Annotated in this window: 25 protein-coding genes; 14 read left to right on the top strand and 11 right to left on the bottom strand. The window is 58.6% G+C overall.

Annotated features, from left to right (window positions below):
• From C5F52_RS20050 to icd, 5 genes are all read right to left on the bottom strand, one after another.
• Nucleotides 1-1,263, bottom strand: a complete 1,263-nt coding sequence (locus tag C5F52_RS20050; RefSeq protein ID WP_104800129.1) for a TolC family protein — start codon at nucleotides 1,261-1,263, stop codon at nucleotides 1-3.
• Nucleotides 1,264-1,424: 161 nt separating this feature from the next.
• Nucleotides 1,425-2,828, bottom strand: a complete 1,404-nt coding sequence (locus tag C5F52_RS20045; protein WP_104800128.1) for an HlyD family type I secretion periplasmic adaptor subunit — start codon at nucleotides 2,826-2,828, stop codon at nucleotides 1,425-1,427.
• On the bottom strand, nucleotides 2,825-4,654 hold the full coding sequence (locus C5F52_RS20040) for a type I secretion system permease/ATPase (RefSeq protein WP_104800127.1): 1,830 nt from the start codon (nucleotides 4,652-4,654) through the stop codon (nucleotides 2,825-2,827). Before C5F52_RS20040 ends, C5F52_RS20045 begins: the two co-directional genes overlap by 4 nt.
• Before the next feature lie 21 nt (nucleotides 4,655-4,675).
• Nucleotides 4,676-8,413: an Ig-like domain-containing protein gene (locus C5F52_RS20035; RefSeq protein ID WP_104800126.1), complete on the bottom strand. Its 3,738-nt coding sequence runs from the start codon at nucleotides 8,411-8,413 to the stop codon at nucleotides 4,676-4,678.
• A gap of 227 nt (nucleotides 8,414-8,640) precedes the next feature.
• Nucleotides 8,641-9,897, bottom strand: a complete 1,257-nt coding sequence (gene icd / locus C5F52_RS20030) for an NADP-dependent isocitrate dehydrogenase (RefSeq protein WP_104800125.1) — start codon at nucleotides 9,895-9,897, stop codon at nucleotides 8,641-8,643.
• Nucleotides 9,898-9,968: 71 nt separating this feature from the next.
• Here icd and C5F52_RS20025 point away from each other — a divergent pair, with 71 nt between their 5' ends.
• Entirely contained in the window at nucleotides 9,969-10,412 is a 444-nt protein-coding gene (locus C5F52_RS20025) for a DUF192 domain-containing protein (protein ID WP_104800124.1), read from the top strand.
• Here the strand turns inward: C5F52_RS20025 and C5F52_RS20020 are convergent.
• From C5F52_RS20020 to xseA, 3 genes are all read right to left on the bottom strand, one after another.
• On the bottom strand, nucleotides 10,409-11,938 hold the full coding sequence (locus C5F52_RS20020; protein ID WP_104800123.1) for a S8 family peptidase: 1,530 nt from the start codon (nucleotides 11,936-11,938) through the stop codon (nucleotides 10,409-10,411). The genes C5F52_RS20025 and C5F52_RS20020 overlap by 4 nt on opposite strands.
• A gap of 121 nt (nucleotides 11,939-12,059) precedes the next feature.
• Entirely contained in the window at nucleotides 12,060-12,641 is a 582-nt protein-coding gene (locus C5F52_RS20015; protein WP_104800122.1) for a superoxide dismutase, read from the bottom strand.
• A gap of 48 nt (nucleotides 12,642-12,689) precedes the next feature.
• Nucleotides 12,690-13,973, bottom strand: a complete 1,284-nt coding sequence (xseA, locus tag C5F52_RS20010) for an exodeoxyribonuclease VII large subunit (protein WP_104800121.1) — start codon at nucleotides 13,971-13,973, stop codon at nucleotides 12,690-12,692.
• A gap of 250 nt (nucleotides 13,974-14,223) precedes the next feature.
• Between xseA and C5F52_RS20005 the strand changes: the two genes are divergently transcribed.
• From C5F52_RS20005 to adk, 6 genes are all read left to right on the top strand, one after another.
• On the top strand, nucleotides 14,224-14,856 hold the full coding sequence (locus C5F52_RS20005; RefSeq protein ID WP_104800120.1) for a MotA/TolQ/ExbB proton channel family protein: 633 nt from the start codon (nucleotides 14,224-14,226) through the stop codon (nucleotides 14,854-14,856).
• 10 nt (nucleotides 14,857-14,866) lie between these two features.
• Nucleotides 14,867-15,292 (top strand): biopolymer transporter ExbD, encoded by a 426-nt coding sequence (locus C5F52_RS20000; protein WP_104800119.1) that lies wholly within the window; start codon nucleotides 14,867-14,869, stop codon nucleotides 15,290-15,292.
• Nucleotides 15,293-15,350: 58 nt separating this feature from the next.
• Nucleotides 15,351-16,421 (top strand): tetraacyldisaccharide 4'-kinase, encoded by a 1,071-nt coding sequence (gene lpxK / locus C5F52_RS19995; protein ID WP_104800118.1) that lies wholly within the window; start codon nucleotides 15,351-15,353, stop codon nucleotides 16,419-16,421.
• A complete protein-coding gene (locus tag C5F52_RS19990) occupies nucleotides 16,411-16,593 on the top strand; it encodes a Trm112 family protein (RefSeq protein WP_104800117.1) in 183 nt (60 codons plus the stop codon). Before lpxK ends, C5F52_RS19990 begins: the two co-directional genes overlap by 11 nt.
• Nucleotides 16,593-17,369, top strand: a complete 777-nt coding sequence (kdsB, locus tag C5F52_RS19985; RefSeq protein ID WP_104800116.1) for a 3-deoxy-manno-octulosonate cytidylyltransferase — start codon at nucleotides 16,593-16,595, stop codon at nucleotides 17,367-17,369. Before C5F52_RS19990 ends, kdsB begins: the two co-directional genes overlap by 1 nt.
• A gap of 71 nt (nucleotides 17,370-17,440) precedes the next feature.
• Nucleotides 17,441-18,097: an adenylate kinase gene (gene adk / locus C5F52_RS19980; RefSeq protein WP_104800115.1), complete on the top strand. Its 657-nt coding sequence runs from the start codon at nucleotides 17,441-17,443 to the stop codon at nucleotides 18,095-18,097.
• Between the two features lie 97 nt (nucleotides 18,098-18,194).
• Here adk and C5F52_RS19975 read toward each other — a convergent pair whose 3' ends face one another.
• A complete protein-coding gene (locus tag C5F52_RS19975) occupies nucleotides 18,195-19,151 on the bottom strand; it encodes an asparaginase (RefSeq protein ID WP_104800114.1) in 957 nt (318 codons plus the stop codon).
• A gap of 92 nt (nucleotides 19,152-19,243) precedes the next feature.
• Between C5F52_RS19975 and lexA the strand changes: the two genes are divergently transcribed.
• Both lexA and C5F52_RS19965 read left to right on the top strand, forming a co-directional pair.
• Nucleotides 19,244-19,909, top strand: a complete 666-nt coding sequence (lexA, locus tag C5F52_RS19970; RefSeq protein WP_104800113.1) for a transcriptional repressor LexA — start codon at nucleotides 19,244-19,246, stop codon at nucleotides 19,907-19,909.
• Between the two features lie 13 nt (nucleotides 19,910-19,922).
• The gene (locus tag C5F52_RS19965; RefSeq protein ID WP_104800112.1) at nucleotides 19,923-20,165 is read left to right on the top strand and encodes a hypothetical protein; all 243 of its coding nucleotides are present in this window, start codon (nucleotides 19,923-19,925) and stop codon (nucleotides 20,163-20,165) included.
• Nucleotides 20,166-20,186: 21 nt separating this feature from the next.
• Here the strand turns inward: C5F52_RS19965 and C5F52_RS19960 are convergent, their stop codons facing one another.
• Entirely contained in the window at nucleotides 20,187-20,702 is a 516-nt protein-coding gene (locus C5F52_RS19960; RefSeq protein WP_104800111.1) for a DUF1993 family protein, read from the bottom strand.
• A 52-nt stretch (nucleotides 20,703-20,754) separates the two neighbouring features.
• Here C5F52_RS19960 and C5F52_RS19955 point away from each other — a divergent pair, with 52 nt between their 5' ends.
• Together C5F52_RS19955 and C5F52_RS19950 are read left to right on the top strand one after the other, a co-directional pair.
• Nucleotides 20,755-21,762, top strand: coding sequence for a D-2-hydroxyacid dehydrogenase family protein (locus C5F52_RS19955; RefSeq protein WP_104800110.1), 1,008 nt, complete (start codon nucleotides 20,755-20,757; stop codon nucleotides 21,760-21,762).
• Nucleotides 21,763-21,783: 21 nt separating this feature from the next.
• Nucleotides 21,784-22,956 (top strand): MFS transporter, encoded by a 1,173-nt coding sequence (locus C5F52_RS19950; protein WP_201747055.1) that lies wholly within the window; start codon nucleotides 21,784-21,786, stop codon nucleotides 22,954-22,956.
• Between the two features lie 79 nt (nucleotides 22,957-23,035).
• On the opposite strand, the gene C5F52_RS19945 is transcribed toward C5F52_RS19950, so the two are convergent.
• Nucleotides 23,036-23,707: a glutathione S-transferase gene (locus C5F52_RS19945; RefSeq protein ID WP_104800108.1), complete on the bottom strand. Its 672-nt coding sequence runs from the start codon at nucleotides 23,705-23,707 to the stop codon at nucleotides 23,036-23,038.
• Nucleotides 23,708-23,838: 131 nt separating this feature from the next.
• Here C5F52_RS19945 and C5F52_RS19940 point away from each other — a divergent pair, with 131 nt between their 5' ends.
• The 3 genes from C5F52_RS19940 to C5F52_RS19930 all read left to right on the top strand — a co-directional run bounded on the left by C5F52_RS19940 (nucleotide 23,839) and on the right by C5F52_RS19930 (nucleotide 26,942).
• Nucleotides 23,839-25,359, top strand: a complete 1,521-nt coding sequence (locus C5F52_RS19940) for a 3-hydroxyacyl-CoA dehydrogenase (protein WP_104800107.1) — start codon at nucleotides 23,839-23,841, stop codon at nucleotides 25,357-25,359.
• Nucleotides 25,360-26,139 (top strand): oxepin-CoA hydrolase, alternative type, encoded by a 780-nt coding sequence (locus C5F52_RS19935; RefSeq protein WP_104800106.1) that lies wholly within the window; start codon nucleotides 25,360-25,362, stop codon nucleotides 26,137-26,139. It begins immediately after the preceding gene.
• Between the two features lie 83 nt (nucleotides 26,140-26,222).
• Nucleotides 26,223-26,942: a Crp/Fnr family transcriptional regulator gene (locus tag C5F52_RS19930; RefSeq protein ID WP_104800105.1), complete on the top strand. Its 720-nt coding sequence runs from the start codon at nucleotides 26,223-26,225 to the stop codon at nucleotides 26,940-26,942.
• Nucleotides 26,943-26,951 lie beyond the last annotated feature (9 nt).

Raw genomic sequence — 26,951 nt, 5'->3', positions numbered from 1 at the left:
TTACTCCGCAGCGATGAAACGCATGATGGTGGTGACAGCCACTTCGGGCTCGGTGGCGGTTTGCATGGCGAGGCCCAGCAGGTTTTCGGCTTGGCTGGTGGCTGCGGTGACGAAGTCGCTTTTCACCTGAAACACGGTTTGCGTGGCATTCAAAATGTCGACCGCGCTACGCACCCCACCTTCGTAGCTTTTTTGGTTGGCTTCTAGGCTCAGTTCAGCGGCAGCGATGGCGTCTTGCTGAATGGTCAGCAGCTCTGAGCCAGTTTCAATTTGCGCGCGCAGTTTTTCCACTTCAAGGCGGGTTTTTTCTTCCACGTCGCGGGTGGCTTCTTTGGCTTTGAGGTAATTGGCTTGCACGCTTTCACGGGCGTAGAAGTTGCCAGCTTGCAGTGGCATGTTCACCGTGATGCCGCTGTATTGCACGCTGGTGCTGCCCGATTTGCTTTGGCTGTGGGTGGCCGAGATGGTGGGAAAGAGCGAGCCGGTGGTTTTGTCGACATCCAGCTCAGCCACGCGCTCGGCGTAGCGGGCGGCTTGCAAAGCGGGGTTGTTTTGCAAGGCGAGGTCGACGTAGTCGGCGGCGCTTTTGAGTTGCAGGCTGCGGTCTTTTTGAACCAGCACAAACTCGGCCACCTTCGGGCGTGCGCCAGTCATGGCGGCGTATTGTTTGGCGGCCACGTCGAGCGCGGTTTTGAAGTTGAGTTGCTGGGCTTTGGCTTGGGCGGCTTTGACTTCAATGTCACGCTGGTCGGTGATGGTGCCCTGCCCTAGGCTGAGTTTGGCTTTGGCGGCCAAGGCTTGTTGGTCGAGCGCGGCCATTTTGGCGGCGTTGAGCTTGAGGTTTTCGTTGGCCAAGATGATGGCGTTGGCACCTTTGAGCAAGCGCATGGCGAGGTCTTGCTGTTTGCCCACAAAGGTGGCTTCGGCAAACGCCTCGCGGGGCTCGGCCATGCGGAAGGTGGCGATGCGCTCAAGGCTGAGCAAGGGCTGGGTCAACGTGAGGGTGCGCCGGTCGCTGGTGTCGGTCTGCAAGCGCTGGTTGCTGATGCTGCCTTCAGGCAAATAGGCCACGCGGGCTTGGGTGGCGCTGGCCAAATTGGCTTGGCGCTCGGCCAAGGCGGTTTGAAACGTGGGGTCGTAGGCCAAGGCCTTTTGGTAATCCCCCAACAGGTCTAGCGCCTGCGCCGAGGTGCTAAAACCACCCAACCACGCTACCGCCGTCAGCGCGCAAGCGGCTGCTCTCCATGTGCACTTAAAGATCATTGAATACCCACTTAGTTACATCTATAGTATTCAAATAGTACTACATGAAATGTAAAAACTTGTTAAAAAACCAATATTTTGTAAGTGTGAGTAACAATAAAAAAGGGCTCGCTGTTTAGGCGAGCCCTTTGGGTCAAATCCGAGATGAAGCGAACGTCAAATCAATCCTTGAACGCCCGTGCCATCTTGTCGCTGAGTGGTTTGAGCAAGTAGCTCATGAACGAGCGTTCGCCTGCTTTGATGACCACGTCCACGGGCATGCCGGGTTGCACTTTGAGGCCGCTGAGGCGCTCTAGGCCTTCTTTGGTGGTTTCGACTTGGGCCATGTAGAAATCGCCTTCGTTGGGGTTGCTGCTGGGCTCTTTGTCGGCGCCCACCACTTTGACGCTGCCAGGGATGACGGGGGTGGTGGCTTGGTTGAAGGCCGTAAAGCGCATGTCGGTGGGCATGCCTGCGCGTACTTTGTCGATCAAGGTGGCGGGGATTTTGGCTTGCACGATGAGGGTTTCGTCTTTGGGCACGACTTCCATCAGCACTTGGGCGCTGGTGACCACGCCGCCTTCGGTGAACACTTTGAGGCCCACCACGCTGCCGCTGACGGGGGCGCGCACCTCGGCAAGGTCGCGGTCAAATTTGGCGCTGTCTAAACGGCTGAGCATCGCGTCGCGGTTTTTTTGGAGTTCTTGCAGCTGGTTGTCCACGTCTTTGAGCAAGGTGCTGCGAACTTGGGCAATTTGCAGTTTGGCGCGGGCAATGTCGGCTTGGGTGCTGGCGATGCTGGAGTCGATGTCGCTCTTTTGGCGTTCGGCTTGGTTGGCTTGGGCCATGGGCACAAAGCCGTTTTTGGCGAGCGATTGGGTGTTGCTCATTTCTTCGCCCAAGCTGCGTTGCTGCACTTTGCGCGAGGTGAGTACGCTGTTGAGGCCCTCGATTTGCTCGTTCAGGCTGGACACTTGGCTGTTGAACTCGGATTTGCGCGAGTTGAAGAGTTGCACTTGCAGGGCTTTGGCTTCGGCCACGCGGGGGTCGTTGGGCTTGAAGTGCTTGGCCAGCTCGTCGCCCCATTTGATGGCGCCCGCGTTGTCGCGCTCGGCTTTGAGGCGCGATTCGGTGGCGAGCAGGTTGATGTATTGCAGCTCAGCGCCGGTCATTTCAACTTCGCTCTTAAGCGGGTTGATGCGCAAGAGCACCTGGCCTTGCTGCACTTGCGCGCCCTCTTGCACCATGATTTCTTGCACCACGCCGCCGGTGGGGTGCTGAATGGCTTTGCGGTTGCCCAGCACCGACACGCTGCCCTGCACGGTGACGCCCGCGTCGATAGGCGCCCACAAGGCCCACGCCAAGAAGACGGCGAAGAAGCCCAAAAACCACTTGGCGGCATTGCGGCGAATGTCTGACTCTTCCACCATGACGGGTTGCAAGCCGCGGCTGTGGAGTTTTTCGGGTTTGTAGGGGTTCCAGCCGTCGATCCAGCCGGTGAGTTTGTCGTCCACGACTTTGGCGCGGTCAAGGACGGAGAGGCTGTGAGCGGCAGATACGGCGGCGGCGTTGCTGTGGTCGCTCATGCGGCACCTCCGGCCACGGCGACCAAGGCGGGCTGAGCATTTGTTACGGGGATGGGCGCGGAGGCTGCAGCGCCCTCACCTGCAGGTGCATCGCTGGCAGTGGCTGCGGACGGCACAGATTGCAAACGCCGCATGGCTTCAAACATGTCTTGTGCAGTGCCAAAGGCCACTTGTTGGCCGGCTTTCAAGACCAGCATCATGTCGACGGTGCCAATCAGGCGTGGGCGGTGCGTGGTCAGCACCACGGTGCTGCCGTTGGCTTTGAGGGCTTGCACGGTGTCGATGAGCGCGTTTTCGCCGACTTCGTCGAGGTTGGAGTTGGGCTCGTCCATCACCACGTATTTGGGCATGCCGTAGATGGCGCGGGCAATGGCAATGCGTTGGCGCTGGCCACCCGACAAGGCAAAACCGGTTTCACCCAAGGGGGTGTCATAGCCTTTGGGGAAGGTCAGGATGGCGTCGTGCATGCCAATGAGTTGGGCGGCGTGCACCACTTTTTCGGGGTCGACCTCGCCCAAGCGGGCGATGTTTTCGGCCACGGTGCCTTCAAAGAAGGCAATTTCTTGAGGCACGTAGCCGACCAAGGGGCCAACTTCGTCGTGGCTCCACTCCGAGATTTCTACGCCGTCTAAGCGCACGCTGCCCACCGCCGGTTTCCACACGCCGAGCAGCAGTTTGACCAGCGACGATTTGCCCGCCGCGCTGGGGCCAACCACGGCCAGCACTTGGCCAGGTTGTAGGGCGAAGTGAATGCCCGACACCACGGCTTTGTTGTGGCCGGGGGGCACAGCAGCGGCATCGGCCACGTCGACACGGCCCGTGGGTGCGGGCAGTTGCATGGTGTTGGTGGCTTGTTGGTCGTGAGCCAGCAGTTCGTTCAAGCGCTCGTAGGCTTGGCGGGCTTGGATGATTTCTTTCCAGCAGCCCATGAGTTTTTGGATGGGCGACACGGATTTGCTGATCAGCATCGAAGCCACCATGATCATGCCGCCGGTGATGAGGTTTTCCATGGCCAAAAACACGCCCAAGGCCATTTGCAAGGAGGGCAACGCCTTTTGCAAGAAACCAGAAAAGCCACCCATGAGTCCGGTGGCTTCGCTGGCGTTGACTTGGTTGGTCAAGAAGTGCCGGTGTTGCGCGTACCACCGGTTTCGCACCGCCCCCAACATGCCCAAGGCCAAAGTGGACTCGGCGTGACGCAGGCTTTCAGCGGCGACGCGCGAGGCCTCGGCGTTGGCGTCGTTGGCCTCTTTCAGAATGGGGCTGGTCACCTTCACGGTGAGGTAAGACACCACCACCATCAGCAACGATGCAGCGGCCGCAAAGATGGCTAAGTACGGATGAAAAATAGCGCCAATGAAAATGAAGATCAAGGCGAATGGCGCATCCATCAAGGCCAACGCGGGTTGACCGGTGAAGAACTGACGCAGCGAGAGCAAGTCGCCCAAGAGCTGATGCACATTCACATTTTTACGGCCCACGTAGCGGCGAAACGAGGCGTCAAACACGTCAGCAGCCAAGTCCCAATCGATGCGCAGGGACAGGCGCACCATGAGGCGCGCACGAATCCACTCCAGCGCCGACCAAAACACATAAAACGCGATGACCACCAACGTCAACGACACCAGCGTGACCCCGCTGCGGCTAGACAGCACACGGTCGTAAGCGCTCATCATGTACAGCAGCGGCGTGACGCTGAGCATGTCGATGACGAAGGTGAGCCCGAAGGCAAACCAAAACGCGTTGCGGCACTGTTGCAAGATTTTGCGAACCGGTGCTTGCGAGGCCGCGAGGCCCTGCTTTGGGGTGCTGAGGGCGTCGAGCATGTGCGTGGCCTTGGGTTAGCTTTATGCCTTGATGGTCTTGTGCAAGATGTCTGTGTCGAACACAGCCAAGTCGGTACCAGCGCTGGAGGTACCCAAGATGTCGACTTGCGACAGCACTTGCGTTTGCGCCGTGATTTGGTAGGCGTGCGTGACGACGTGGTTGCTGCCAAGCACATCGATTTCGGTGATGCCGAGCTTGGAGAGCTGCTGCACCAAGGTGTGCACATCGCTGGCGCCCATGGTGTTGAAGGTGGCTTGGTCGACGACCAGCCCCGCTTCTTTGCCGCCAAACAAACCGCTGGTGGGCACGGTAGTGTCGTGGGTGAAGGCGGTAAACAGACCTTGCATGTCGTGTGCGGTGGCTTGGTCGAGGCCCAAGTCCACGTAGACCTTGTGGTCGGTTTGGACTTTGTCCACACCGAGGTCGAGCATGGCTTTGAGGCTGGTTTGCAGCACTTTATTGGTGCCGACATCGAGGGTGATGTTGGCATTGGGCAAAGCGTGCAGCATGCCTGCGTCGTACAAAGCGCCGGTGAGCTCGTCGCTGACCACGACGTTGGCAGACGTCGCGCTGGTAGTGGCTGAGCTGTGCAGGTTGATGCCACCCAACCCAGATTCTTGCAACACTTGAATGAGGTCACCCCACACAGCGGTGTTGGCCAAGGCTTGACCGGTGAACACATCGACACCGTTTTCGAGCATGCTGATGAGGTCCGCAACATTGCTGTCCACGCCCAGCGAGAAGTCGATGCCGCTGTTCGCCCAGTCGAAGGTGCCCACTTTCTGGGCCAAGGTCGAACCGGCGGTGAGCGTGGTGTTGTCCAACAAATCGCTGCTGGACAAACCGAGGTGCGAGATGCCGTGGCTGGTGAGGCTGTTGGCCATCACACCCAAGTCGGTGATGTGCTCGCCATCGGTGATGGTGAGGGTGTCCACGCCCAACTTGTGCAAGTCGGCCATGGAGGTGTTGAGGTGCGTGCCTTGAGCCGCCGTGACATCCATCGACACAAAGTCGTTGTTGGCAAAGTGCAGGCCCGCAGTGTTGAGTGTGGCGGCTTGCAACTCACTCAGATGAATCTGCGAATTGATGAAGCTGCCGCCCACGTCGAGCGTGGTGACGTCCAAACCTGCGGTATGCAGGGAAGCCAAGTCGCTGGCAAAGGCACTGGTGTTTGCAGAGCTTGACCATACTGAATCAAAAGCGGCTTGATCGGCCACATTGAGCTGAATGCTGTCGATGTTGGCGCTGTTCAAGGCAGCCTCCACTGCAGCGGTGGTGATGCCGTGGAGCTGGTCCAAACTGTTGACGCCAAGCGTCACATCAAGCGCGGTGTCAAACACGGGCAAGCCATTGAAGCTGATCGCATCGAAGTTGTTGAAGTCGCCCAAGTCGAGGCCCACATGCGTGTCGCCACCCGCGGCGAACGACACAGCATCGACACCGAGTTTTTGCAACTCTTTGAGACTGGTGCTGAGGTGCGTGCCATCGGCGTTGACGGTGATGCTGTCTGCGCCGGCAAAGTGCAGACCATCGACCACCAAAGCGTGTGCTTGCGTGGCGCTGAGCGTGGCGGCATTGCTGGCCATGTCGATGGTGCCGGTGTTCAGACCTGCGGTGTGCAGGGCTGAGAGATCGGCTACCAAGCTGCTGTTCGCGCCAAAGGCAGTGTCGAACGCGGCTTGGTTGGTGAAGTTGAGCGACACGTCATCAATGCCCAAACCGGCCAAGCCCGACACGCCAGCCACTTCGTGCAGCTGGCTGAGGTTGGCCACGTCCAAGGTGACGTTGAGGGCGGCGTCTTCGGCTGCGCTGAGGGTGCCATCTTGGTTGGCATCGCCAAATTTGGGCAGGCCGCTTGCGCTCAAAGTGCTGGCGCCTGAGCCGAGGTCGAGGCTGATGCCTGGGACCGAAACAGCACTAAACGCTGATGCCGAGACAAATCCACCGCCGCCACCAATTCCGACGGCATCGATACCCAGTTTTTGCAAATCTTTAAGGCTCGTACTCAGGTGAGTTCCCTGAGCCGTATCGAATTGCACATCGACGATGTCGTTGCTGGCAAAGTGCAACCCTTCGGCAATCATGCTGCTGGCTTGCGCTGCGTTGAGGCTAGCCAGGTTGTTGGTCATGTCGATGCTGGCGTTCAGGCCAGCGGCGATGAAGCTGTCGAAGCTGGTGCCAAAACCCGAGTCGGCAAACACGGCATCGAGTGCCGTTTGATCGGCCAGATGGAGATTGACGTTATCGATGCCCGATGCAGCCAAGCCCGTCGACAAGCTCGACAGCTCATTGATTTGGGCCAAGCTGTCGACGTTCAGGCTGACATTGAGCGCGGCGTCTTCTGCCACGCTCAGCGTGCCGTTGTTGTCGCTGTCGCCAAACACAGGCAACGCACCTGCAGACAACGCGCTGCCTGCGCCCAAGTCGAGGTTAAGGTCGCCCACCACACCAGCCACAGACACGGCGTCGATGCCTAGTTTTTGCAACTGCTTGAGGCTCAAGCTCAGGTTGTCGTCGGCTTGGTTCAAGGTGATGCGGTCACTGCTGGCGAAACTCTGGCCTTTGGCCAGCGCGTCGGCGGCTTGCGCTTCAGTGAGGGTAGCGCCCCCCACCACAAACTCAACGGCTGCAGATGCGGGGCTGGTGTTGCCTGCAGCATCGCTGGCTTGCGAGGTCACGCTATGTGTGCCGCTGCTTAAAGCGCTGGTGGGTGTGAAACTCCAAGTGCCGTTTGACAAAACCTGTGTGGTGCCGAGTTGCGTGGTGCCGTCAAAAAGGGTGATGGTGTCGCCAGCTGTGCCTGTGCCACGAAAGGTCGGGGTTGTGTCGTCGGTGATGACCTTGGGGCTGACCACGCCTGTGGTTAAACCGGCATCGTCATTCACAGACACGATTTGGGGGGCAAGAGGCGCAAACGAGTCGATCGTGAGACTAAAGGTCGTGGATTCAACGGTGGCTTCATCGATGAACATCGTGGCGGTGTACGTGTGCTCGCCTTGGGCTTGTTTGAGCTTCGAGGTAAAGCTCCAGTTGCCATTAGCGTCTGTCACAACGGAACCAAAAACAATGCCAGCTTCGCTGATGACAATCACACTGCCTGGGGTTGCTGTACCGACGAGGGTTGGCGTTTCGTCATCTGTGGCACCGTTTTTGAGCACATCGCCAACGATCGCGCCTTGGTTGTCGGTGGCCTTGACGATGGCGAAGGTGTACGTTTTGACCACACCAGCCGTACCGCTTGCGTTGTTGGCAGCCACAGCCCCCAAACCAAGGGCACCCGCGATAGGGGCGATTCCGGCGCCAGCGAGGGGCAGAGCGCTCAATTCAAAAGGTGCAGCGGCAGCCCCTGCGCCTGCGCCTGCACTGGCGCCCGCATCGGAAATGGTTGCAGCACCGCCAGGTGGGGCCGTGTCCGCTTGAGCCAACAAGAGATCACGCTCACTGCGTGTCACCTCTAAATGAACATCTTCTTGCAGCTCCGCCACTTGCTCATCCGTCAATGCCTCTTCAAGTTGGGCTTGCTGCGGTTCAAGTTCGGTCGTCTGCGTCTCCAATGCCAAGCTGTCCAGCGCATCTTTGGCGGTTAACTCAACCGGCCCGAGGTGACTTTGCGCCGCCCTGACCTCTTCCACCAAAATCGCCGTCAACGGCAGCGCAGCGGCCAAACGCTTGACGTCTTTCTTACCTGACAGCAGCGCTTTGGCGCTTTTCTTGATCGTTTTAACGATGGCGGCTGATTTTTTGGGCTTGTTGGTCATAGGGCACTCGCTGTGGCTGAAGTTACAAAACGAACCAAAGAATGAATACTTTGTGTTGACTTTAATTGTAATGATCAGCGCTTGTATGAGTGCTTGCGTTTGTTAAATGATGTAAAAAGACTTTGTATTTTTAATTATCAAAAATGCAAAAACCCTCAAGAATTTGACATCCCAAGGGCTTGTGTTTTGGAGGCCTTTATGAAAAGACCAAAACCAAGGGTTGCGACTTACATACTGTCAACCACCACCTGCCCAAAGCCTGAACAACTGACTTGCGTCGCGCCGTCCATCAAACGTGCAAAGTCGTAAGTGACACGGTGGCTGGCAATGGCGGCTTCCATAGACGTGAGGATGACATCAGCCGCCTCGGTCCAGCCCATGTGGCGCATCATCATTTCGGCAGACAAGATCATGGAGCCGGGGTTGACGTAGTCTTTGCCCGCGTATTTAGGCGCCGTGCCGTGGGTGGCTTCGAAGCAGGCCACGCTGTCGGACAGGTTGGCGCCGGGGGCGATGCCAATGCCGCCGACTTGCGCGGCCACGGCATCGGAGATGTAGTCGCCATTCAAGTTGAGCGTGGCGACCACCGAGTATTCGGCGGGACGCATCAAGACTTGCTGCAAGAAGGCGTCAGCGATGACGTCTTTGATGATGATTTGTTGGCCCGTTTTGGGGTTTTTGAATTTGCACCAAGGACCGCCGTCAATCAGGGTGGCGCCAAACTCTTTTTGCGCCAAGGCCATGGCCCAATCCCGGAAACCCCCTTCGGTGAATTTCATGATGTTGCCCTTGTGCACGATGGTGACGCTGGGCTTGTCGTGGTCGATGGCGTATTGGATGGCTTTGCGAATGAAGCGCTCGGTGCCCTCGATGGACACGGGTTTGATGCCGATAGCCGAGGTGTTGGGGAAACGGATGGTGGTGGCGCCCATGTCGTTGACCAAGAAGGCGATCAACTTCTTGGCTTCGGCGCTTTCGGCGGCGAACTCAATGCCCGCGTAGATGTCTTCCGAGTTCTCGCGGAAGATGACCATGTTGGTTTTTTCCGGCTCTTTCAAGGGCGAAGGCACGCCTTTGAAGTACTGCACGGGGCGCAGACACACGTACAGGTCGAGCTCTTGGCGAAGTGCGACGTTGAGTGAGCGAATGCCACCGCCCACGGGGGTGTTCAAGGGGCCTTTGATGGAGACCACGTAGTCGCGCAAAACGTCCACAGTTTCTTGGGGCAGCCACACGTCAGGGCCGTAGATTTGGGTGGATTTTTCGCCCGCAAACACTTCCATCCATTGAATTTCTCGCGCGCCGCCGTAGGCTTTGGCCACGGCTGCATCGACCACTTTGCGCATCACGGGGGTCACGTCTTGACCAATGCCGTCGCCCTGAATAAAGGGCACGATGGGCTGAGGGGGCACGTTCAGCGACATGTCGGCGTTGACGGTGATTTTTTGACCTTGAGTCGGCACTTGAATGTGCTGGTAAGACATGCGGAAAGCTCCCGTGGGTTTTAGTTATGTTCAATAATTTTAGGGGCAAGCCTCAGCTATATTTGTGCGCTATGAAACGACTTTTTCTCACTCTGCTGGTGGCGTTGAGCACCGCAACAGCCAGCGCGCAAGACACGCCCCAAACCACCCTGCCCCGCATCAAGTTGCAAGCGGGCATGTACCAAATGGATGTGCAAGTGGCCCAAACGCCGGAGCAACGCAGCATTGGCCTGATGTTTCGCGCTGAGATGCCCACGCACGAGGGCATGCTGTTTGTGTTTGAGCAACCCAGCACGCAATGTTTTTGGATGAAAAACACCCTGCTGCCCCTGACCGCCGCGTTTGTGGCCGACGACGGCACCATCGTCAACTTGGCAGACATGAAGCCGCAAACCACCGATTCACATTGCTCCACCAAGCCCGTGCGCTTTGTGCTGGAGATGAACCAAGGCTGGTTTGCAAAAAAAGGGCTGAAGGCGGGCAGCCGATTGGCTGGGGTGGCGTTTAAGCCTTAAGGTTTGGCGACGGTGACCTGTGTGGCTGCGTTTTGTGTGGCGCTATAGACCAAATTGGTGCCACTGACATTGCTGACCGTGAAGGTGGTCGACACGGTGGTGGTGGGGATGCCGGTCCGCGTCACGGTGCAACTGCCGGTGCTGGCGGTGGTGCAGCTGGTGGCGCCGCCTGGTGCAAACGCGCCAGACACCACAGCGTTGGCGACGGCGGCACCGGTGTTGACGTCACGCACGCTGGCGACCACGGAAGCTTGCCAATTTTTGCCCGATTTTTGAGCGCTGCCCGTCAAGCTCTTGATGGCCACCGTTTGTTGCACCACGATGCCAGGTGCGCCGTTAGCCAATGAATAGACCAACTTATTGGGGGAACCTGTACCGGCAGAGCCGACTTTGTTGAGCGCGGCGTTGCTGGTTAAAAAGGTGGCCACCGCCGCTGGGGTGGCGTTGGGATTGGCTTGCAAGGCCAACGCAGCCACACCAGCCACATGGGGCGACGCCATGGAGGTGCCACTGATGATGTTGGTGGCCGTGGTGCTGGTGTACCAAGCCGAGGTGATGTTGCTGCCGGGGGCAAAGATGTCTAAGCAACTGCCGTAGTTGGAGTACGACGCACGCGCATCGGTGCTGGTGGTGGCGCCTACGGTGATGGCAGAAGGCTCGCTCGACGGCGAGTAGCTGCAAGCGTTGGCGTTGCTGTTGCCAGCGGCCACAACCATGGTGATGCCTTTGCTCACGGCGCCTGCCACAGCGGCGTTGACGGTGCTGGAATAGCTGCTGCCCAAGGACAAATTGGCCACCGCAGGTCGCAAGGTGCTGCCTGCGGCCCAGTCAATACCCGCAATCACGCCGCTCAAGGTGCCAGAGCCCGCGCAATCGAGCACGCGCACAGGCACGAGTTTGACGGCCTTGGCGACGCCCCAAGTGGTGCCACCGACGGTGCCCGAAACGTGGGTGCCGTGACCATTGCAGTCGTTGGTGCCGTTGGCGTCAGGCACGGTGTTGTAGCCCGCCAGCACACGGCCCGTGAACTCGACGTGATCGGCACGAATGCCGGTGTCGATCACAAAGGCGGTCACGCCCGCGCCGGTGTAGTTGTAGTGGTATTGACTGTCCAAAGGACGGTCGATTTGATCAATGCGATCCAAGCCCCATGTGGCTTGGTTTTGCACCGAAGCGACTTGGTTCAGACGCACAGTGGCGTCTTGCTCCACCGATTCGACGTTGGGATTGTTTTTGAGCGCTTGCAGCGCAGCCGCAGGCAAAGTGGCTGCAAAGCCTTTGATGGCGTTGCTAAAAACGTGATGGGTTTGCCCTTGCACACCGCGCATCGCATTGGCGGCTTCTTGTGCAGGGTTTTGCACGCTGGGCTTGAAAACGACGATGTAGCGGTTGCTGATGGCCTGAGACGCAGGAAAGCCATGCGTGGCGGGTGGATCGATGTTTTGCGCACCGCTGCTGCCTGCTTGCATACCTAAAGCAGCGAAGCACAAAGACAAAAACAACTTGTTACGTTTTATTAATTTCATCAAATAAACCTCATATTTGATGAAATTTTAGCGCCTTCCACGAAAAAAGGGCTGCAATTCATGCAGCCCTTTTGAAATTGTAAGTGCCGCTTAAAAAGCACTTACAACGTGTGATTTCGTTTTAAGCGAAGTTGGCTTCAGCGAACGACCAGTTCACCAAGTTGCTCAAGAACGTTTCAACGAACTTGGGGCGCATGTTGCGGTAGTCGATGTAGTAAGCGTGTTCCCACACGTCCACAGTCAGCAACGCTTTGTCGGCGGTGGTCAAAGGTGTGCCAGCTGCGCCGGTGTTGACGATGTCCACCGAACCGTCAGCCTTTTTGACCAACCAAGTCCAGCCCGAACCGAAGTTGCCCACGGCGCTCTTGACGAAGGCTTCTTTGAAAGCTGCGTAGCTGCCGAATTTGGCGTTGATGGCGTCAGCCAAGGCGCCTGTGGGCTCGCCGCCGCCTTGGGGCTTCATGCAGCTCCAGAAGAAGGTGTGGTTCCAGATTTGGGCTGAGTTGTTGTAGATGCCACCGCTGGACTTCTTGACGATTTCTTCGAGCGACATGGCTTCGAATTCGGTGCCCTTTTGCAGGTTGTTCAGGTTCACAACGTAAGCGTTGTGGTGCTTGCCGTGGTGAAACTCCAAGGTTTCTTGCGAGTAGTGGGGAGCCAATGCGTCGATGGCGTAAGGCAGTGCGGGGAGCGTGTGTTCCATGGAGTCCTCTGGGTAAAAAATCTGAACAAGAAAGCTGGATTGTAAAAACTAAATGCGACTGGGTGCAGCGACGCGCAAATCAACCACGCCATCGGCAAGGGTCGCTTGCAGCGCTTGGCCCTCTTGCGTCTGGCCGACGGAGGTGATGGCTTGGCCTTGGGCGTCGCTGAGCCACGCAAACCCGCGCTGCAACACCAGCTTTGGATCGAGCAAGTCGAGGCGCAAAGCCGCGCGCTGCAAACGCTCGCGGGCTGTGGCGGGGGTTTGCTGCACGCCACGGGTCAAACGTGTGGCGAGGTTGCTCACGTCATGTTGGCCACGTTGGCTGTGGGTTTGCACGGCGCTGCGCAAGCGCTGCTGCAAGCGCAACAGCTGCATTTTTTCGGTGGTGATGCCTTGTGACGGGCGGCCTAAACGGGCTTGTGCGCGGTCGAGGCGTTGCTCTTGGGTGTCCAAATAGCGGTGGGTGAAGCCCTCTAGCGCGGCGTGCCATTGACCCAGATTGGCCATCAGATCGGCCTGCGGCAAGGCACACATTTCGGCGGCTGCGGTGGGTGTGGGGGCGCGCAGATCGGCGCAAAAGTCAGCGATGGTGAAGTCGGTTTCGTGGCCCACGCCGCAAATGATGGGCACGGGGCTGTTGACGATGGTGCGGGCCAAGGTTTCGTCATTGAACGCCCACAGGTCTTCCATCGAACCGCCACCGCGCACGAGCAAGATGACGTCCATCTCGGGTTGTTGGCTCAGCTGCTGCAAGGCTTTGACCAAGCCCGGCGCGGCGTCAGGCCCTTGCACGGCGGAGGCGGCCAAAACGACCGGAATGTGCGGCACGCGGCGTTGCAGCGCGGTCGACACATCGTGCAAAGCCGCCGCGCCCAACGACGTGACAACGCCAATGCGGCGCGGCATGGCGCGAATGGGGCGTTTGCGGTCGGGGTCGAACAGGCCTTCGGCGTCGAGTTTGGCTTTGAGTTGCAAAAACTGCTCAAACCAAGCGCCCTGCCCCGCACGGCGCAGGCTTTCAACGATGAGTTGCAGCTCGCCTCGGGGCTCATACACGCCCAAGCGGCCCCGCAGTTCGACCAGCTCACCGTCCACGGGGCGAAAGTCCAGCAGTTGGGCGGCGCGCTTGAACATGGCGCAGCGCAGTTGGCCGCCTGCGTCCTTGATGGTGAAGTAGCAATGACCGCTGGCTGCGCGTGTGAAGCTTGTGATCTCGCCGCGCACGGCGACGGGGTTGAAGCGGGCCTCCAAAGCATCAGCAACGGCGCGGCACAGGGCCCCAACTGCCCAGATACGGGGCGCCAAACTGGGCGATTCTGTCAAGGGCATGCTGAAGTCATCCACAAATTTAAGTGTTATCGATTAATGGCGGCGCAGAGGGGAAGAATGTCGAAGTTTCATAGCAAGTGATTGATTTTGTTAGGTTTTTTATTGCTTAAAATTCAATCAATCTGTTCAAGCGACGCATTCATGCGGGTTTGAATAGCTGCCAAACCAAGTTACCCACAAAGTTATCCACAGAAATTGTGAATCATGGACTCGGCGATAATCGATCAGCGATTTTTTCAGGAGTACGCGTTTGTTTTCAATCATACAAGCGGCAGGTTGGCCGATTTGGCCATTGCTGGCATGTTCGGTGGTGGCCTTGGCTTTGGTCATTGAGCGTTTGATGAGTTTGCGCACACATTTGGTGGCGCCCGAAGGTTTGCTCGCGCAAGCGATGGAGGCGTCGCAACAAACATTGCCCACCGTGGAGGTGATTCAACAATTGAGCCATCACTCGGTCTTGGGCGGCGTGTTGGCCAGCGGTTGGCAAACCTTGCACGCTGAGCCACGCATCAGCGACGACGATTTGCGTGCCAGCATGGAAGCCGCAGGCCGTCAAGCAGCACACACCTTGGACAAACACTTGGTAGCGCTGGCCACGATTGCCTCGGCTGCCCCGCTGCTGGGCTTGCTGGGCACGGTGGTGGGCATGATTGATATTTTTGGTTCGCAATCGGCACAAGGCGCTGCGGCCAACCCCGTGCAACTGGCGCACGGTATTTCGATGGCGCTGTACAACACGGCGTTTGGCTTGATCGTGGCCATTCCCGCTTTGATGTTTTGGCGCTACCTGCGTGCCCGCGTGGATGCCTATGTGTTGGGCCTAGAGCTGGACGCCGATCGCTTTTTGCGCCACTTGCTGATTTTGCGCAGCAAACTGCGTTGAGCCGCTCGCTATGAAGTTTCACCGTGCGCAAAGCCCCGAACCGGAGATCAACCTGATCCCGTTCATCGACGTGTTGTTGGTGGTGTTGATCTTTTTGATGCTCTCAACCACCTACAGCAAGTTCACCGAAATGCAGCTGAATTTGCCCGTGGCAGACACCACGCCGCAGCAGCAACACCCCCGTGAAGTGCGGGTGTCTATCACCAGCGAAGGTCGCTTCAGCGTGAACCGCCAAGCTTTGAATGGCCGCGATGTGGCCAGTTTGACCCGCGCCATGTCAGGCGCTGCCCAAGGCGTTGATAACCCCATGGTGATCATCAGTGCCGATGCGCAAGCCTCGCACCAGTCGGTGATGATGGTGATGGAAGCCGCCCGTCGCAGCAACTTGAACCAACTGACCTTCGCCGCCCAATCGTCGTCGGCCAAAGCCGACTGAGCCCACTCAGCCACCCGCAGGCCTTTGCCATGACCCACCTTTTGCCTTGGGCCGCGTTATGAGTGTTTTGCGCCATGCGCTGATGCGCGCTTGGCTGAGTCAACGCGGGCCAGACCGCTGCCTAGCCTTGGCACTTTGGCCGATCAGCGCTGTGCTTGGCGCGTTGGTGTGGCTCAGGCACACGCTCTACAAGTTAGGGGTTCTCAAACAACACGTCTTGCCGGTACCGGTGCTGGTGGTGGGCAATGTGCTGGTGGGCGGCGTGGGCAAAACCCCGATCGTCATGGCACTGGTGCAGCACCTGACGCAACAAGGCTGGCGCGTGGGCGTGTTGTCTCGCGGTTACGGACGACAGCGCGATGCACAAGCCCCCCAACCCGACATTCGCCCCGTGCTGCCAGACAGCGCCGCGCAAGATGTGGGCGACGAGCCCTTGCTGATAGCCCGCACCTGCCAAGTGCCCGTGTGGGTGGGCTCGAACCGCACGGCAGCGGGCTTGGCGTTGCTGAAACAACATCCAGCCGTGCAAGTGCTGGTCTGCGACGACGGCTTGCAGCACTGGCCACTGGCACGCGACCTAGAGCTGTGCGTGTTTGACGAACGTGGCGTAGGCAACGGTTTTTTGTTGCCCGCTGGGCCCTTGCGCGAGCCTTGGCCACGCAGCCCTTGGCGTCACCCCACCACGGGCCGCGACGTGCCGATGTGGGTGGTACAAACCTCGGGACCAACACCCCCCGGCGCCTTTGCCGTGACACGCGAATTAGCCAGCTTTGCGCGGCAAGCCGATGGCACGCAACGCGCTTTGCAAAGCTGGGCCCACACGCCCGTGCAAGCGCTGGCAGGCATTGCCAAACCCGAGGTGTTTTTTGACATGCTGCGCCGCCAAGGCTTGCAGCTGGCGCACACCCAAGCCCTGCCCGACCACGCCGATGTGCGCGGCCTCGCCCTCAACCCCGCGTGGGGCGACGTGTTGTGCACTGAAAAAGACGCCGTCAAAATCTGGGCCCAACACCCGCAGGCGTGGGCCGTGCCGCTCGTGACCGAATTGCCCAACGCCCTGCTGCACGCCATTGACGCGGCGCTTCAAATCACGCAACGCCCAAAGTTATCATCACCCCATGGACACTAAATTGATTGAACTCTTGGTCTGCCCCGTCACCAAAGGCCCGCTTGAATTTGACCGAGAACGTCAAGAACTGATCTCGCGCAGCGCGCGTTTGGCTTACCCCGTGCGCGACGGCATTCCTGTTTTACTGGAGAACGAAGCTCGCCCCTTGACCGACGAAGAATTGGGGCTTTGATGTCGTTTTGTGTCTTGATTCCGGCCCGCATGGCCTCTTCGCGCTTACCCGACAAACCCTTGGCCGACCTAGCCGGTGTGCCCATGGTGGTCCGCGTGGCACAACGTGCGCTGCTCTCTAGCGCCTCGCGCGTGGTGGTGGCCGCAGACGATGAGCGCATCGTGCAAGCCTGCCAAGCCCACCACATCGAAGCCGTGTTGACGCGTACCGACCATCCCTCGGGCAGCGACCGTTTGGCCGAAGCTTGCGATTTGCTGGGCCTGAGCGACACCGACGTGGTGGTGAACGTGCAAGGCGATGAGCCCTTGATCGACCCCGCCTCCATCGACGCCGCCGCGCAACTGCTGCAAGAGCGCGACGACTGCAGCATGAGCACGTTGGCCCACGCCATCGACACCGTGGCCGACTTTGCCAATCCCAACGTGGTGAAAGTGGTGCTCGACGCCCGCAACACCGCGCTGTACTTCAGCCGCGCCCCGATTGCGTGGTGGCGCGATGGCTTCGCAAATGGGGGCTTGAATGGCGGCATCACCGCGCTCCCCGACCCCGCGCCGCTACGTCATGTGGGCCTATACGGCTACCGCGTGGGCTTCCTGCGTGAGTTCCCCAAGTTGGCCATTTCCCCACTGGAAGTGACCGAATCGCTGGAGCAATTGCGCGCCATGTGGCATGGACACCGCATTGCGGTGCACATCAGCGCGCACTCGCCAGGTCCCGGTGTGGACACGCCCGAGGACTTGGCGCGGGTCCGTGCCCACTTTGAGGCACTCGCGTAAGCATTTCGAAGGGGAGCGCATGCTATCCTCGACTTCAAAATATCAACACTAATTCATCATTAGGACTAAGCATGAGACTGATTCTGTTGGGCGCACCTGGTGCCGGTAAAGGTACACAGGCCACCTTCATTTGCCAAAAATACGGCATTCCCCAGATTTCCACAGGCGACATGCTGCGCGCTGCAGTCAAAGCCGGTACCCCTTTGGGCATCGAAGCCAAAAAAGTGATGGATGCTGGCGGTTTGGTCAGCGATGACCTGATCATCAACTTGGTCAAAGAACGCATCGCCCAAGCCGATTGCGCCCAAGGCTTCTTGTTTGACGGCTTCCCCCGCACCATTCCTCAAGCCGATGCCATGAAAGCGGCTGGCGTGAAGTTGGACTTCGTGCTCGAAATCGATGTGCCTTTTGACGCCATCATCGAGCGCATGAGCGGTCGCCGCGCCCACGTGGCCAGCGGTCGCACCTACCACGTCAAATTCAACCCACCGAAAGTGGAAGGCATTGACGACGTGACGGGCGAAGCCTTGGTGCAACGCGCCGACGACCAAGAAGAAACCGTCAAAAAACGCCTGCAGGTCTACAGCGACCAAACGCGTCCTTTGGTGGACTACTACTCCAACTGGGCCAAGGCCGACGCCGCCTCAGCCCCCAAGTACCGCGCCATCAGCGGCACAGGCAGCGTGGAAGACATCACCACGCGTGCGTTTGCAGCGCTGGCTAACTGATTCTTTTCAGTTTTCCAAACAACAAAGCCCCGCAGTGCGGGGCTTTGTTGTTTTGGGATCGGTTTTAGCTTTCTTTGGGGCGCTTTCTTAAAAGGACTTAACCCATCAAATCCAGCATCAAGCTGATCCGCGCCTTGAACGCGTTCAAACCACGCGGCGCAGTTGGCAACGCAGAGATCGCCCCCACGATCTGGCCCTCCGCGCAGCGGGTGGTCAAGCGCACGGCCACGCCTTGGTCTTGCGCTTGTGTCAGCGCAGCCAACAAGCTGTGATGCACGGTGCCGTTGCCCGTGCCCGCCAGCACAATGCCTTGCACACCTGCCGCCACCAAAGCATGCACTTGGCGGGCATCGGGATTCGTGTGGTTATGCAGCACCGCCACCCAAGGCCACTGGGCCACAGGACGTTCAAGCGCCTGCTGGGCGTTGGCATGCCTCAGAGGCCAGCTGCCAGGATCGGCCCAACGCACGTTCCCCTGCTCGACCCACCCACGCGAACCTGCATCACCAGAGCTGAACGCATCGAGCCGGTAAGGATGCACCTTTTGAACATCGCGCGCGTTGTGAATGCGACCGGCGCAAACGGCCAACACGCCATGCGCCATTGGGTGACGCACCACGGCCATGGCATCAAACAAGTTTTGAGGACCGTCGGGCGCTAAGGCCGTGGCTGGGCGCATGGCACAGGTCAGCACCACGGGCTTGGTTGTTTCAAGCACTTGTTGTAAAAACCATGCCGTTTCTTCGAGCGTATCCGTGCCGTGGGTGATGACGATGCCCCCCACCTCGGGCTGAGCCAGCCAATGCGCGCAGCGTTGAGCCAGCGCCTGCCAAGTGGCGTGGTCCATGTCTTTGCTGTCGAGTTGGACGACTTGTTCACACACCAAAGCGTCGCCTTGCAGAGCGTCATTCAGCGCGGGAACGGCGTCGAGCAACTGCTGCACACCCAGCTGAGCGGCGGTGTAACCCGTGTGGTCAGTGGCGCTGGCCGCCGTGCCCGCGATGGTGCCGCCTGTGGCTAAAACCACAATTTTTTGATTTTTTTTTGCATGCATGTGTCGTAGAACTCAAAAACTGGTTAAAAATACAGGTACTGGATGTCTAAACAGCTTAACCAGTCAACCCCCATTGTGCAGGAGCCGCAACGATGATCGAGATGCCAAAACTTACGCCCCGCCAGCAGCAGATTCTGGAGCTGATTCAATCGGCCATCGCCAACACCGGCTCGCCCCCTACACGCGCAGAAATTGCCAACGAGCTGGGCTTCAAGTCTGCCAACGCGGCGGAAGAGCACTTGCAAGCCTTGGCCCGCAAAGGCGCGATTGAACTGGTCAGCGGCACCTCACGCGGCATTCGCCTCAAAGGCAACAACCTGCGTGCCATGCAAGACAGCATGGCCAACACGGTCAACCCAACCATCTCTGGATTTTCGCTGCCCTTGGTGGGCCGCGTCGCCGCTGGTTCGCCCATCTTGGCGCAAGAGCATGTGGACCAGACTTACTACGTGGAGAGCAGCTTGTTCCAGCGCAAACCCGATTACCTGTTGCGCGTGCGCGGCATGTCTATGCGCGACGCCGGCATCATGGACGGCGATTTGCTCGCCGTGCAGTCCACCCGCGACGCCAAGAACGGCCAAATCGTGGTGGCCCGCTTGGGCGATGACGTGACGGTCAAGCGCTACCGCCGCACCCCAGATCGCATTGAGTTACTGCCCGAAAACCCCGATTTCAAGACCATCGTGGTCGAACCCGGTGAGCCTTTTGAAATTGAAGGTCTCGCTGTGGGCCTGATTCGCAACACCATGTTGATGTAAAGAAAGTACGACCATGAGCCTCGCAATTTTTGGCGCATACCGCCTTTTGAATCCGCTGCAAAACGTTGTCCGTGGCTTTCTGCCCGCTCAAGCCTTGCAAAGCACCTCCACCGCTCGCCACTTGCCTTTGCGCGTGGCACGCGTGATGGACGCTCAACAAAACCGCCACAGCGCTGGCCGCATGGTGATTTCTGGCCGCATGGCGGATGTGTGCGCCGAGCTCGACCGTTTGGCCGAGTTGGAAAGCCGCCACTGAGCCAGTGGCCGCCAACTGACCTTAAGCGTTGGGCCCAAGCAAAAAGTCGCCTTTGCCCACTTCTACGCCGTTGTGACGCAGAACAGCATAGGCCGTGGTGACGTGAAAGAACACGTTCGGAATGGCCCAGTGCTTGAGGTAATCCTCGCCCAGCATGGTGCGCGTTTTATCTTTTCCGACAGGGAACGTGATGCTCTTGGCTTCGGTGCCGTCCAAAGCCGTAGCGGGTACGGTTTGGAGCCAATCTAAGGTTTTTTGAATTCGGCCCATCAAATCCGCCAACGTGGTTTCGGTGTCGTCGAACTTGGGGGCTTCTAAGCCAGACAGACGTGCCACAGACAGTTTGGCGGCATCGCAAGCAATCAGCACTTGGCGTGTGAACGGCAGCATGTCGGGGGCCAAACGGTATTGCGCCAATACCAAAGAATCAAATTTTTTAGCATCCGCATGGGCTTGGCCTTTGGCCAGCAAGTGGCTCAAGTTCGTGAGCGCGGTTTGAAAGACAGGCAAGCTTGCCGACGACATCGAGATGGACATAAATTACTCCGGAACTAAAAATCCCAAGATAGGGACAAGGCACAATTGGGGGATGAACATTGTCATCCTAGACGACTACCAAGATGTCGTACGCAAGCTGCCTTGCGCCTCCAAATTAGAAGCTTATCCAGCCAAGGTTTACACCAACACCATCAAAGGTGTGGGCCAGTTGTCGGTGCGGCTCAAAGACGCCGAAATTTTGGTGCTGATCCGCGAACGCACGCAGGTCACCCGCCAGCTGATTGAAAAGCTGCCCAAGCTCAAAATGATTTCGCAGACCGGCAAAGTCGGTGGCCACATCGACATGACGGCATGTACCGAGCGCGGCATTGTGGTCGCCGAAGGCACGGGATCGCCCACAGCACCCGCCGAGTTGACGTGGGCGCTGATCATGGCAGCCATGCGCCGCATTCCGCAATACATCACACACTTGAAACACGGCGCTTGGCAGCAAGCCGGTTTGAAATCGGGCTCCATGCCTACCAACTTTGGTTTGGGCCAAGTCTTGCGCGGCAAGACCTTGGGCATTTGGGGTTACGGCAAGATTGGCCAGCTGCTCGCAGGCTACGGCAAGGCCTTTGGCATGCGCGTTTTGTTGTGGGGCAGCGAAGCCTCTCGCGAACTGGGCGCCAAAGACGGGCTGAACATTGCCGAATCGCGTGAAGCCTTCTTTGAAGAAGCCGACATCATCAGCTTGCATTTGCGCCTGAACGACGCCACCCGTGGCATCGTCACCTTGGCAGATTTGACGCGCATGAAGCCCACTTCGCTGCTGGTCAACACCTCGCGCGCTGAGTTGATTGAGCCCGACGCTTTGCTGGCTGGCCTCAACCGTGGCCGCCCCGGCATGGCCGCGATTGACGTGTTTGAAAGCGAACCCATTTTGCAAGGCCACGCGCTCTTGCGTTTGGAAAACTGCATCTGCACACCGCACATTGGTTATGTTGAGCAAGACAGCTACGAGTTGTACTTTGGCACCGCGTTTGACAACGTGGTGAACTTCATCAAAGGCACACCCACCAACATCGTGAATCCTGGCGCGCTTCAGGTGCGTCGATAAACACCGCATGAAAGTCTGCTGATGCACCGCGCCTCGCCCGCCGTGTTGTGGTGCTTCCTGTTTGGCAACTTTGTCATCGGCTTCGGCGTGTTGATGGTGCCGGGCTCGCTCAACGACATCAGCCACGACTTGCAGGTGTCGGTGGCGCAAGCCGGCTTTTTGATCACCGCGGGGTCCGTGCTGATGTGCTTGAGCGCCCCCGTGTTTGCCACCGTTTTGGCCAAGCACGACCGACGCAAACTGCTGACGTGGGTCATGCTGTGGTACGGCGCAACGCACGCGCTGACCTTGGTGATGCCAGGGTTCAACGAAATTCTGTGGGTACGCGTGCTGGCGATGGTCGCGCCCGCCATCTTCACGCCGCAAGCGGCCGCCTGCATTGGGCAATTGACAGCCCCTGAGCGACGCGGACGTGCCATCACGTTTGTCTTTTTAGGCTGGTCCGTCGCCTCGGTGGTGGGCATGCCCATTGCCGCATGGATGGGCGAGGTGTACGGCTGGCGCGTGGTGTTTGGCATGCTGTCCGTGCTGTCGCTGATCAGCGCGGCTTGGGTATGGCGCGTGGTGCCCAACGGGCTGCAGCCGCCCGTCATGTCGCTGGCTGCTTGGCGGCAAACCTTCTTGTCCAAGCCGTTGATGTTCACGGTTTTTGTGACGGTCATCAGTGCCTCAGGCCAGTTTGTGCTGACCGCTTACTTTGCGCCCTACTTCAAACAAACCTTAGCCACCTCGCCCGCCGACTTGAGCCTTCTGTTTGGATGGTTCGGGGCTTGTGGACTGCTGGGCAACATGCTGTTGTCGCGCAAAGTAGACCGCGTGGGCGCGGCCAAAGCCGTCAATTTCTGTTTGCTCTTGATGTCCTTCAGCTTGCTGCTGTGGCCACTGGGCAGCAACTTGTGGTTGGCCGCTTTGATCTTGACGCCTTGGGGTTTGGGCATGTTTGCCGCCAACTCGGCACAGCAAGCGCGGCTGATTCAAATCGCGCCCGAGCTGGCGTCTGGTTCTGTCGCGCTCAACACCTCGGCCATTTACCTCGGGCAAGCGATTGGCTCGGCAGGCGGTGCGTGGCTCATCACCCACGACGGCATGGCCCAACTGCATTGGTTTGGCTGGGTTGGCGTGTTACTGGCCTTGCTGATGAGCCTGCTGGCGGCACGCGCCACACGCAGGGCCCATCGCGCTCGCGTGACTTGATGCGTCAAGGCAAGGGGCTAACGGTTAGCCCTGCTTGCGTACTGCACTGCTTGCACCCGTGCGTGGAGCCGCTTGGCGATTAACCGCCCGACGACAACTTTGCGTAACGCGCCGCCATCAAGGCGGAACCTTCTTTGCGATCGGCGTTGACTTTTTGCACCGACGCGCGCTCGGCCATTTGCTTGCCGTACTCTTTGACGGGCAAACCGGCCAACAAATCTTCACCCAACACCAATTTGCTGGCCATGCTGGCCAGCGGCAAATGCACGATAGCGGAGCAATCGGCCAGCGTGAACGTATCGCCCGCCACGAATGGCGAAAACTTGGCCAACTTGGTGAAACCTTCCACGCCTTTGGCAAGTTGCTTGCGCACCCGCTCTTGCGTGCCTTCGCTGACCTTGCCGCCAAAGAAAGCTTGCGGGTACAACTCACGCGCCACCAGCTCAATGTGCAGCTCTAAATACGTAATCAGCTCGCGCACCTTGGCGGCGGCCATCGGGTCGGCGGGCAACAACGGGTGTTGTGGATAAGCTTGTTCGATGTATTCGGCACACACCGCCGACTCGGTGATGCAACCCTCGGGGGTTTCTAAAAACGGCACTTTGCCCATGGGAGAACGCAGCAAGGTGGCCGCATCGACGGGGTTCACCCACACCAAGTCCTCTTCAAAGGCCACGCCTTTCTCCAGCAATTGAATTTTGAGTTTGTTGTAGTAGTTGCTGACCGAAAAGCCGCAGAGTTTGAGAGTCATGAAGGCGCTCCAAAATGAATAAGTTCAAATTATTCTTGCATAGCCTTCAAGGGGAAACTCCTAGCCTTAACCCTTGATGTGTCGCGCAGGCGCAGCTCAAAAACAGCGTGGTGCTCAGTCATAATATTTGGATGAATTCCATTTACAAAACCGTAGGGGTTGTGGGTGCCGGCGCCATGGGCCGAGGCATTGCACAAATCGCCGCCCAAGCTGGCAGCACCGTCAAACTGTTCGACACGCAAGCTGCGGCCGTCGCACAAGCCACGCAAGCCATTGGCGCGCAGTGGGACAAGCTGGCCGAGAAAAACCGCATCACGCCCGAGCAAGCCGCGCAATACAAAGCCCAGCTGCAAGGGGCCTCCGCCTTAAGCGATTTGGCCGATTGCGATTTGGTGGTGGAAGCCATCGTGGAGCGCTTGGACATCAAAAAATCGTTCTTTGCCGAACTCGAAGCTTTGGTGCAACCCACCGCCGTGCTGGTGACCAACACCTCTTCGTTGTCAGTCACAGCGATTGCCGCAGCCCTCAAACGACCCGAGCAATTTGCGGGCTACCACTTCTTCAACCCCGTGCCACTCATGAAAGTGGTCGAGGTCATTGCAGGCCTGAAAACCAAAACCAGCATCTGCCAAGACTTGGCCGCCTACGCCAAACAAATGGGCCACACGCCCGTGCAGGCGCAAGACACACCCGGCTTCATCGTCAACCACGCTGGGCGTGGGTATGGCACCGAGGCGTTGCGCATCGTGTCGGAAGGCATTGCCGACTTCGCCACCATCGACCGCATTTTGAAAGACCAAGTGGGCTTCAAATTAGGCCCCTTTGAGCTGATGGATCTGACCGCACTCGATGTGTCGCACCCCGTGATGGAGTCCATCTACCAACAGTATTACGACGAACCGCGTTACCGCCCCAGCGTCATCACTGCCCAACGTTTGGCGGGTGGCGTGGTCGGCAAAAAGGTGGGCGAAGGCTTTTACAAATACGTGGACGGCGTGGCGCAAATCGCGCCTGAGCCTGCCGTGCCTGTGGTGGCTGACATGCCGCCGGTTTGGGTGTCTAGCCGCGCGGTGCGTCGCTCCGAGTTGCTGCAATTGCTGAAAGACTTAGGCGCCAAGATTGAAACCGGTGCCTCGCCATCGGCTCAAGCACTGTCCATCGTCGCGCCCTTAGGTTTTGATGTGACCACGGTCGCCATCATTGAACGCTTGGACCCCGCACGCACCATCGGCATCGACATGTTGATCGACGACAAGCTCACCAAGCGCCGCGTGCTCGCCACCAACCCAGCCACACGAGCCGACATGCGCGATGCGGCGCACGCCCTCTTCGCCCGCGATGGCAAAGCCGTGAGCGTGATTCGCGACAGCGGTGGTTTTGTCACGCAACGCGTGGTGGCCACCATCGTCAACATTGCCTGCGACATTTGCCAGCAAGGCATTTGCAGCCCACAAGACTTAGAAACGGCCGTCACCCTCGGCTTGGGTTACCCCATGGGCCCGTTGATGATGGGCGACAAGTTCGGCCCTACCGAAATTTTGGAAGTGCTGTTCAACGTGCAAACCGTCTACGGCGATCCGCGTTATCGCCCCAGCCCATGGCTGCGCCGCCGTGGCGCGATTGGCCTGAGCCTGACCCACGTCGAGAGCTAAATGACCGCCCAACTCAAGAGTACCAGCCAAGGTCAAACCATGATCTTGACGCTGTCAGACCCCGCCATGCGCAACGCCTTGGGCCCCGACATGTATGCCGCAGGCATTGAGGCGCTGAACGTGGCGGAGACCAACCCTGAAATCCGCAGCGTCATCATCACCGGCGAAGGCAGCAACTTTTGTGCGGGTGGCAATTTGCAACGCCTGCAAAGCAACCGCGACAAGCCGCGTGAGGCGCAGGCCCAAAGCATCGAAGGTTTGCACAGCTGGATGGAAGCCATTCGCACCTGCCCCAAACCTGTCATTGCCGCGGTAGAAGGTGCCGCCGCAGGCGCTGGTTTTTCGCTCGCCATGATGTGCGACATGATGGTGGCGGCACGCGACAGCATTTTCGTGATGGCCTACAGCAGCATCGCGCTGTCTCCCGATGGTGGTGGCAGCTGGAGCTTGAGTCACAGCCTGCCGCGCCAATTGGCGTCGGAGTTGTTGTTGCTCGGCGAACGCATAGGCGCTGAACGCTTGCATGCCTTGGGTGTGGTCAACCGCATCAGCGAACCCGGCCATGCCTTGAGTGACGCGCTGCAATTGGCAGATCGCATCAACGCACGCGCACCCAACGCGATGAGCAGCATCAAAGAATTGATCAACGATGCAGGCACACACAACCTCACCACGCACTTGGCGCAAGAGCGCGATCACTTCGTGAACAACTTGCACCACGCCAACGCAGGCATTGGCATCGCTGCATTTCTTAACAAAGAAAAGCCCGTTTACAAATAAAACGTAAGCTACGTTTAAGTTTGAATTCACGCGGGTCGCAAGTGCGACTAATTTTCACTTTCAGGTCACACAAAAGACAGGCTATGGACGATCCAATTCTTAATATCGAAGAACGCGAAGCCATCAACTCAGGTCGATGGTTTTCATCTCTCTCACCTTCACTACGACACGACATTCTTCGATGCGCTTATGTCAAACGATGCAAAGACGGCGACTTGATCGCGGCGCGCGGCGACGCGCCCGAGGAGTGGATGGCGTGCGCCAAGGGCGCGGTGCGTGTGAGCTCGACTTCGCTGTCGGGCAAGCAAATCACCTTCACGTATGTGGAGCCCGGCATTTGGTTTGGCGACGTGGCGATCTTGGACGGCGACCGTCGCACACACGATGTGTACGCGCACGGCGACACCAGCATCTTGTGCGTGGCCAAAGCGGACTTCCAAAAAATTCTCAGCCAGCATGTGGAGTTCTACGAAGCCATGCTGCGTTTGCAAGCACGTCGCATTCGCCAACTCTTCGGCTTGGTGGAAGACCTCAATACCCTGCCCTTGCGTTCACGCTTGGCCAAACAGCTGTTGCATTTGGCACGCAGCTACGGGGTACAGAGTTTGACGCATGGCGAAGAAATTCGCATTGGTTTGCACTTGGCGCAAGAAGAGTTGGCGCAGCTTTTGGGGGCCTCACGCCAACGCGTGAACCAAGAGCTCAAGGCCATGGAGCGCGAGGAAGCTATTCGCATCGAGCCAGGCGGCTTGGTGATTCGCAACCGAGAGGCCTTGCTGCACATCAGCGAAGCCGATCACTAACAGGAGCCC

This window comes from Limnohabitans sp. TS-CS-82, from assembly GCF_002943475.1.
The sequence above is the reverse complement of the archived record's forward strand: the minus strand, read 5'-3'. Positions and strand labels throughout refer to the sequence as shown.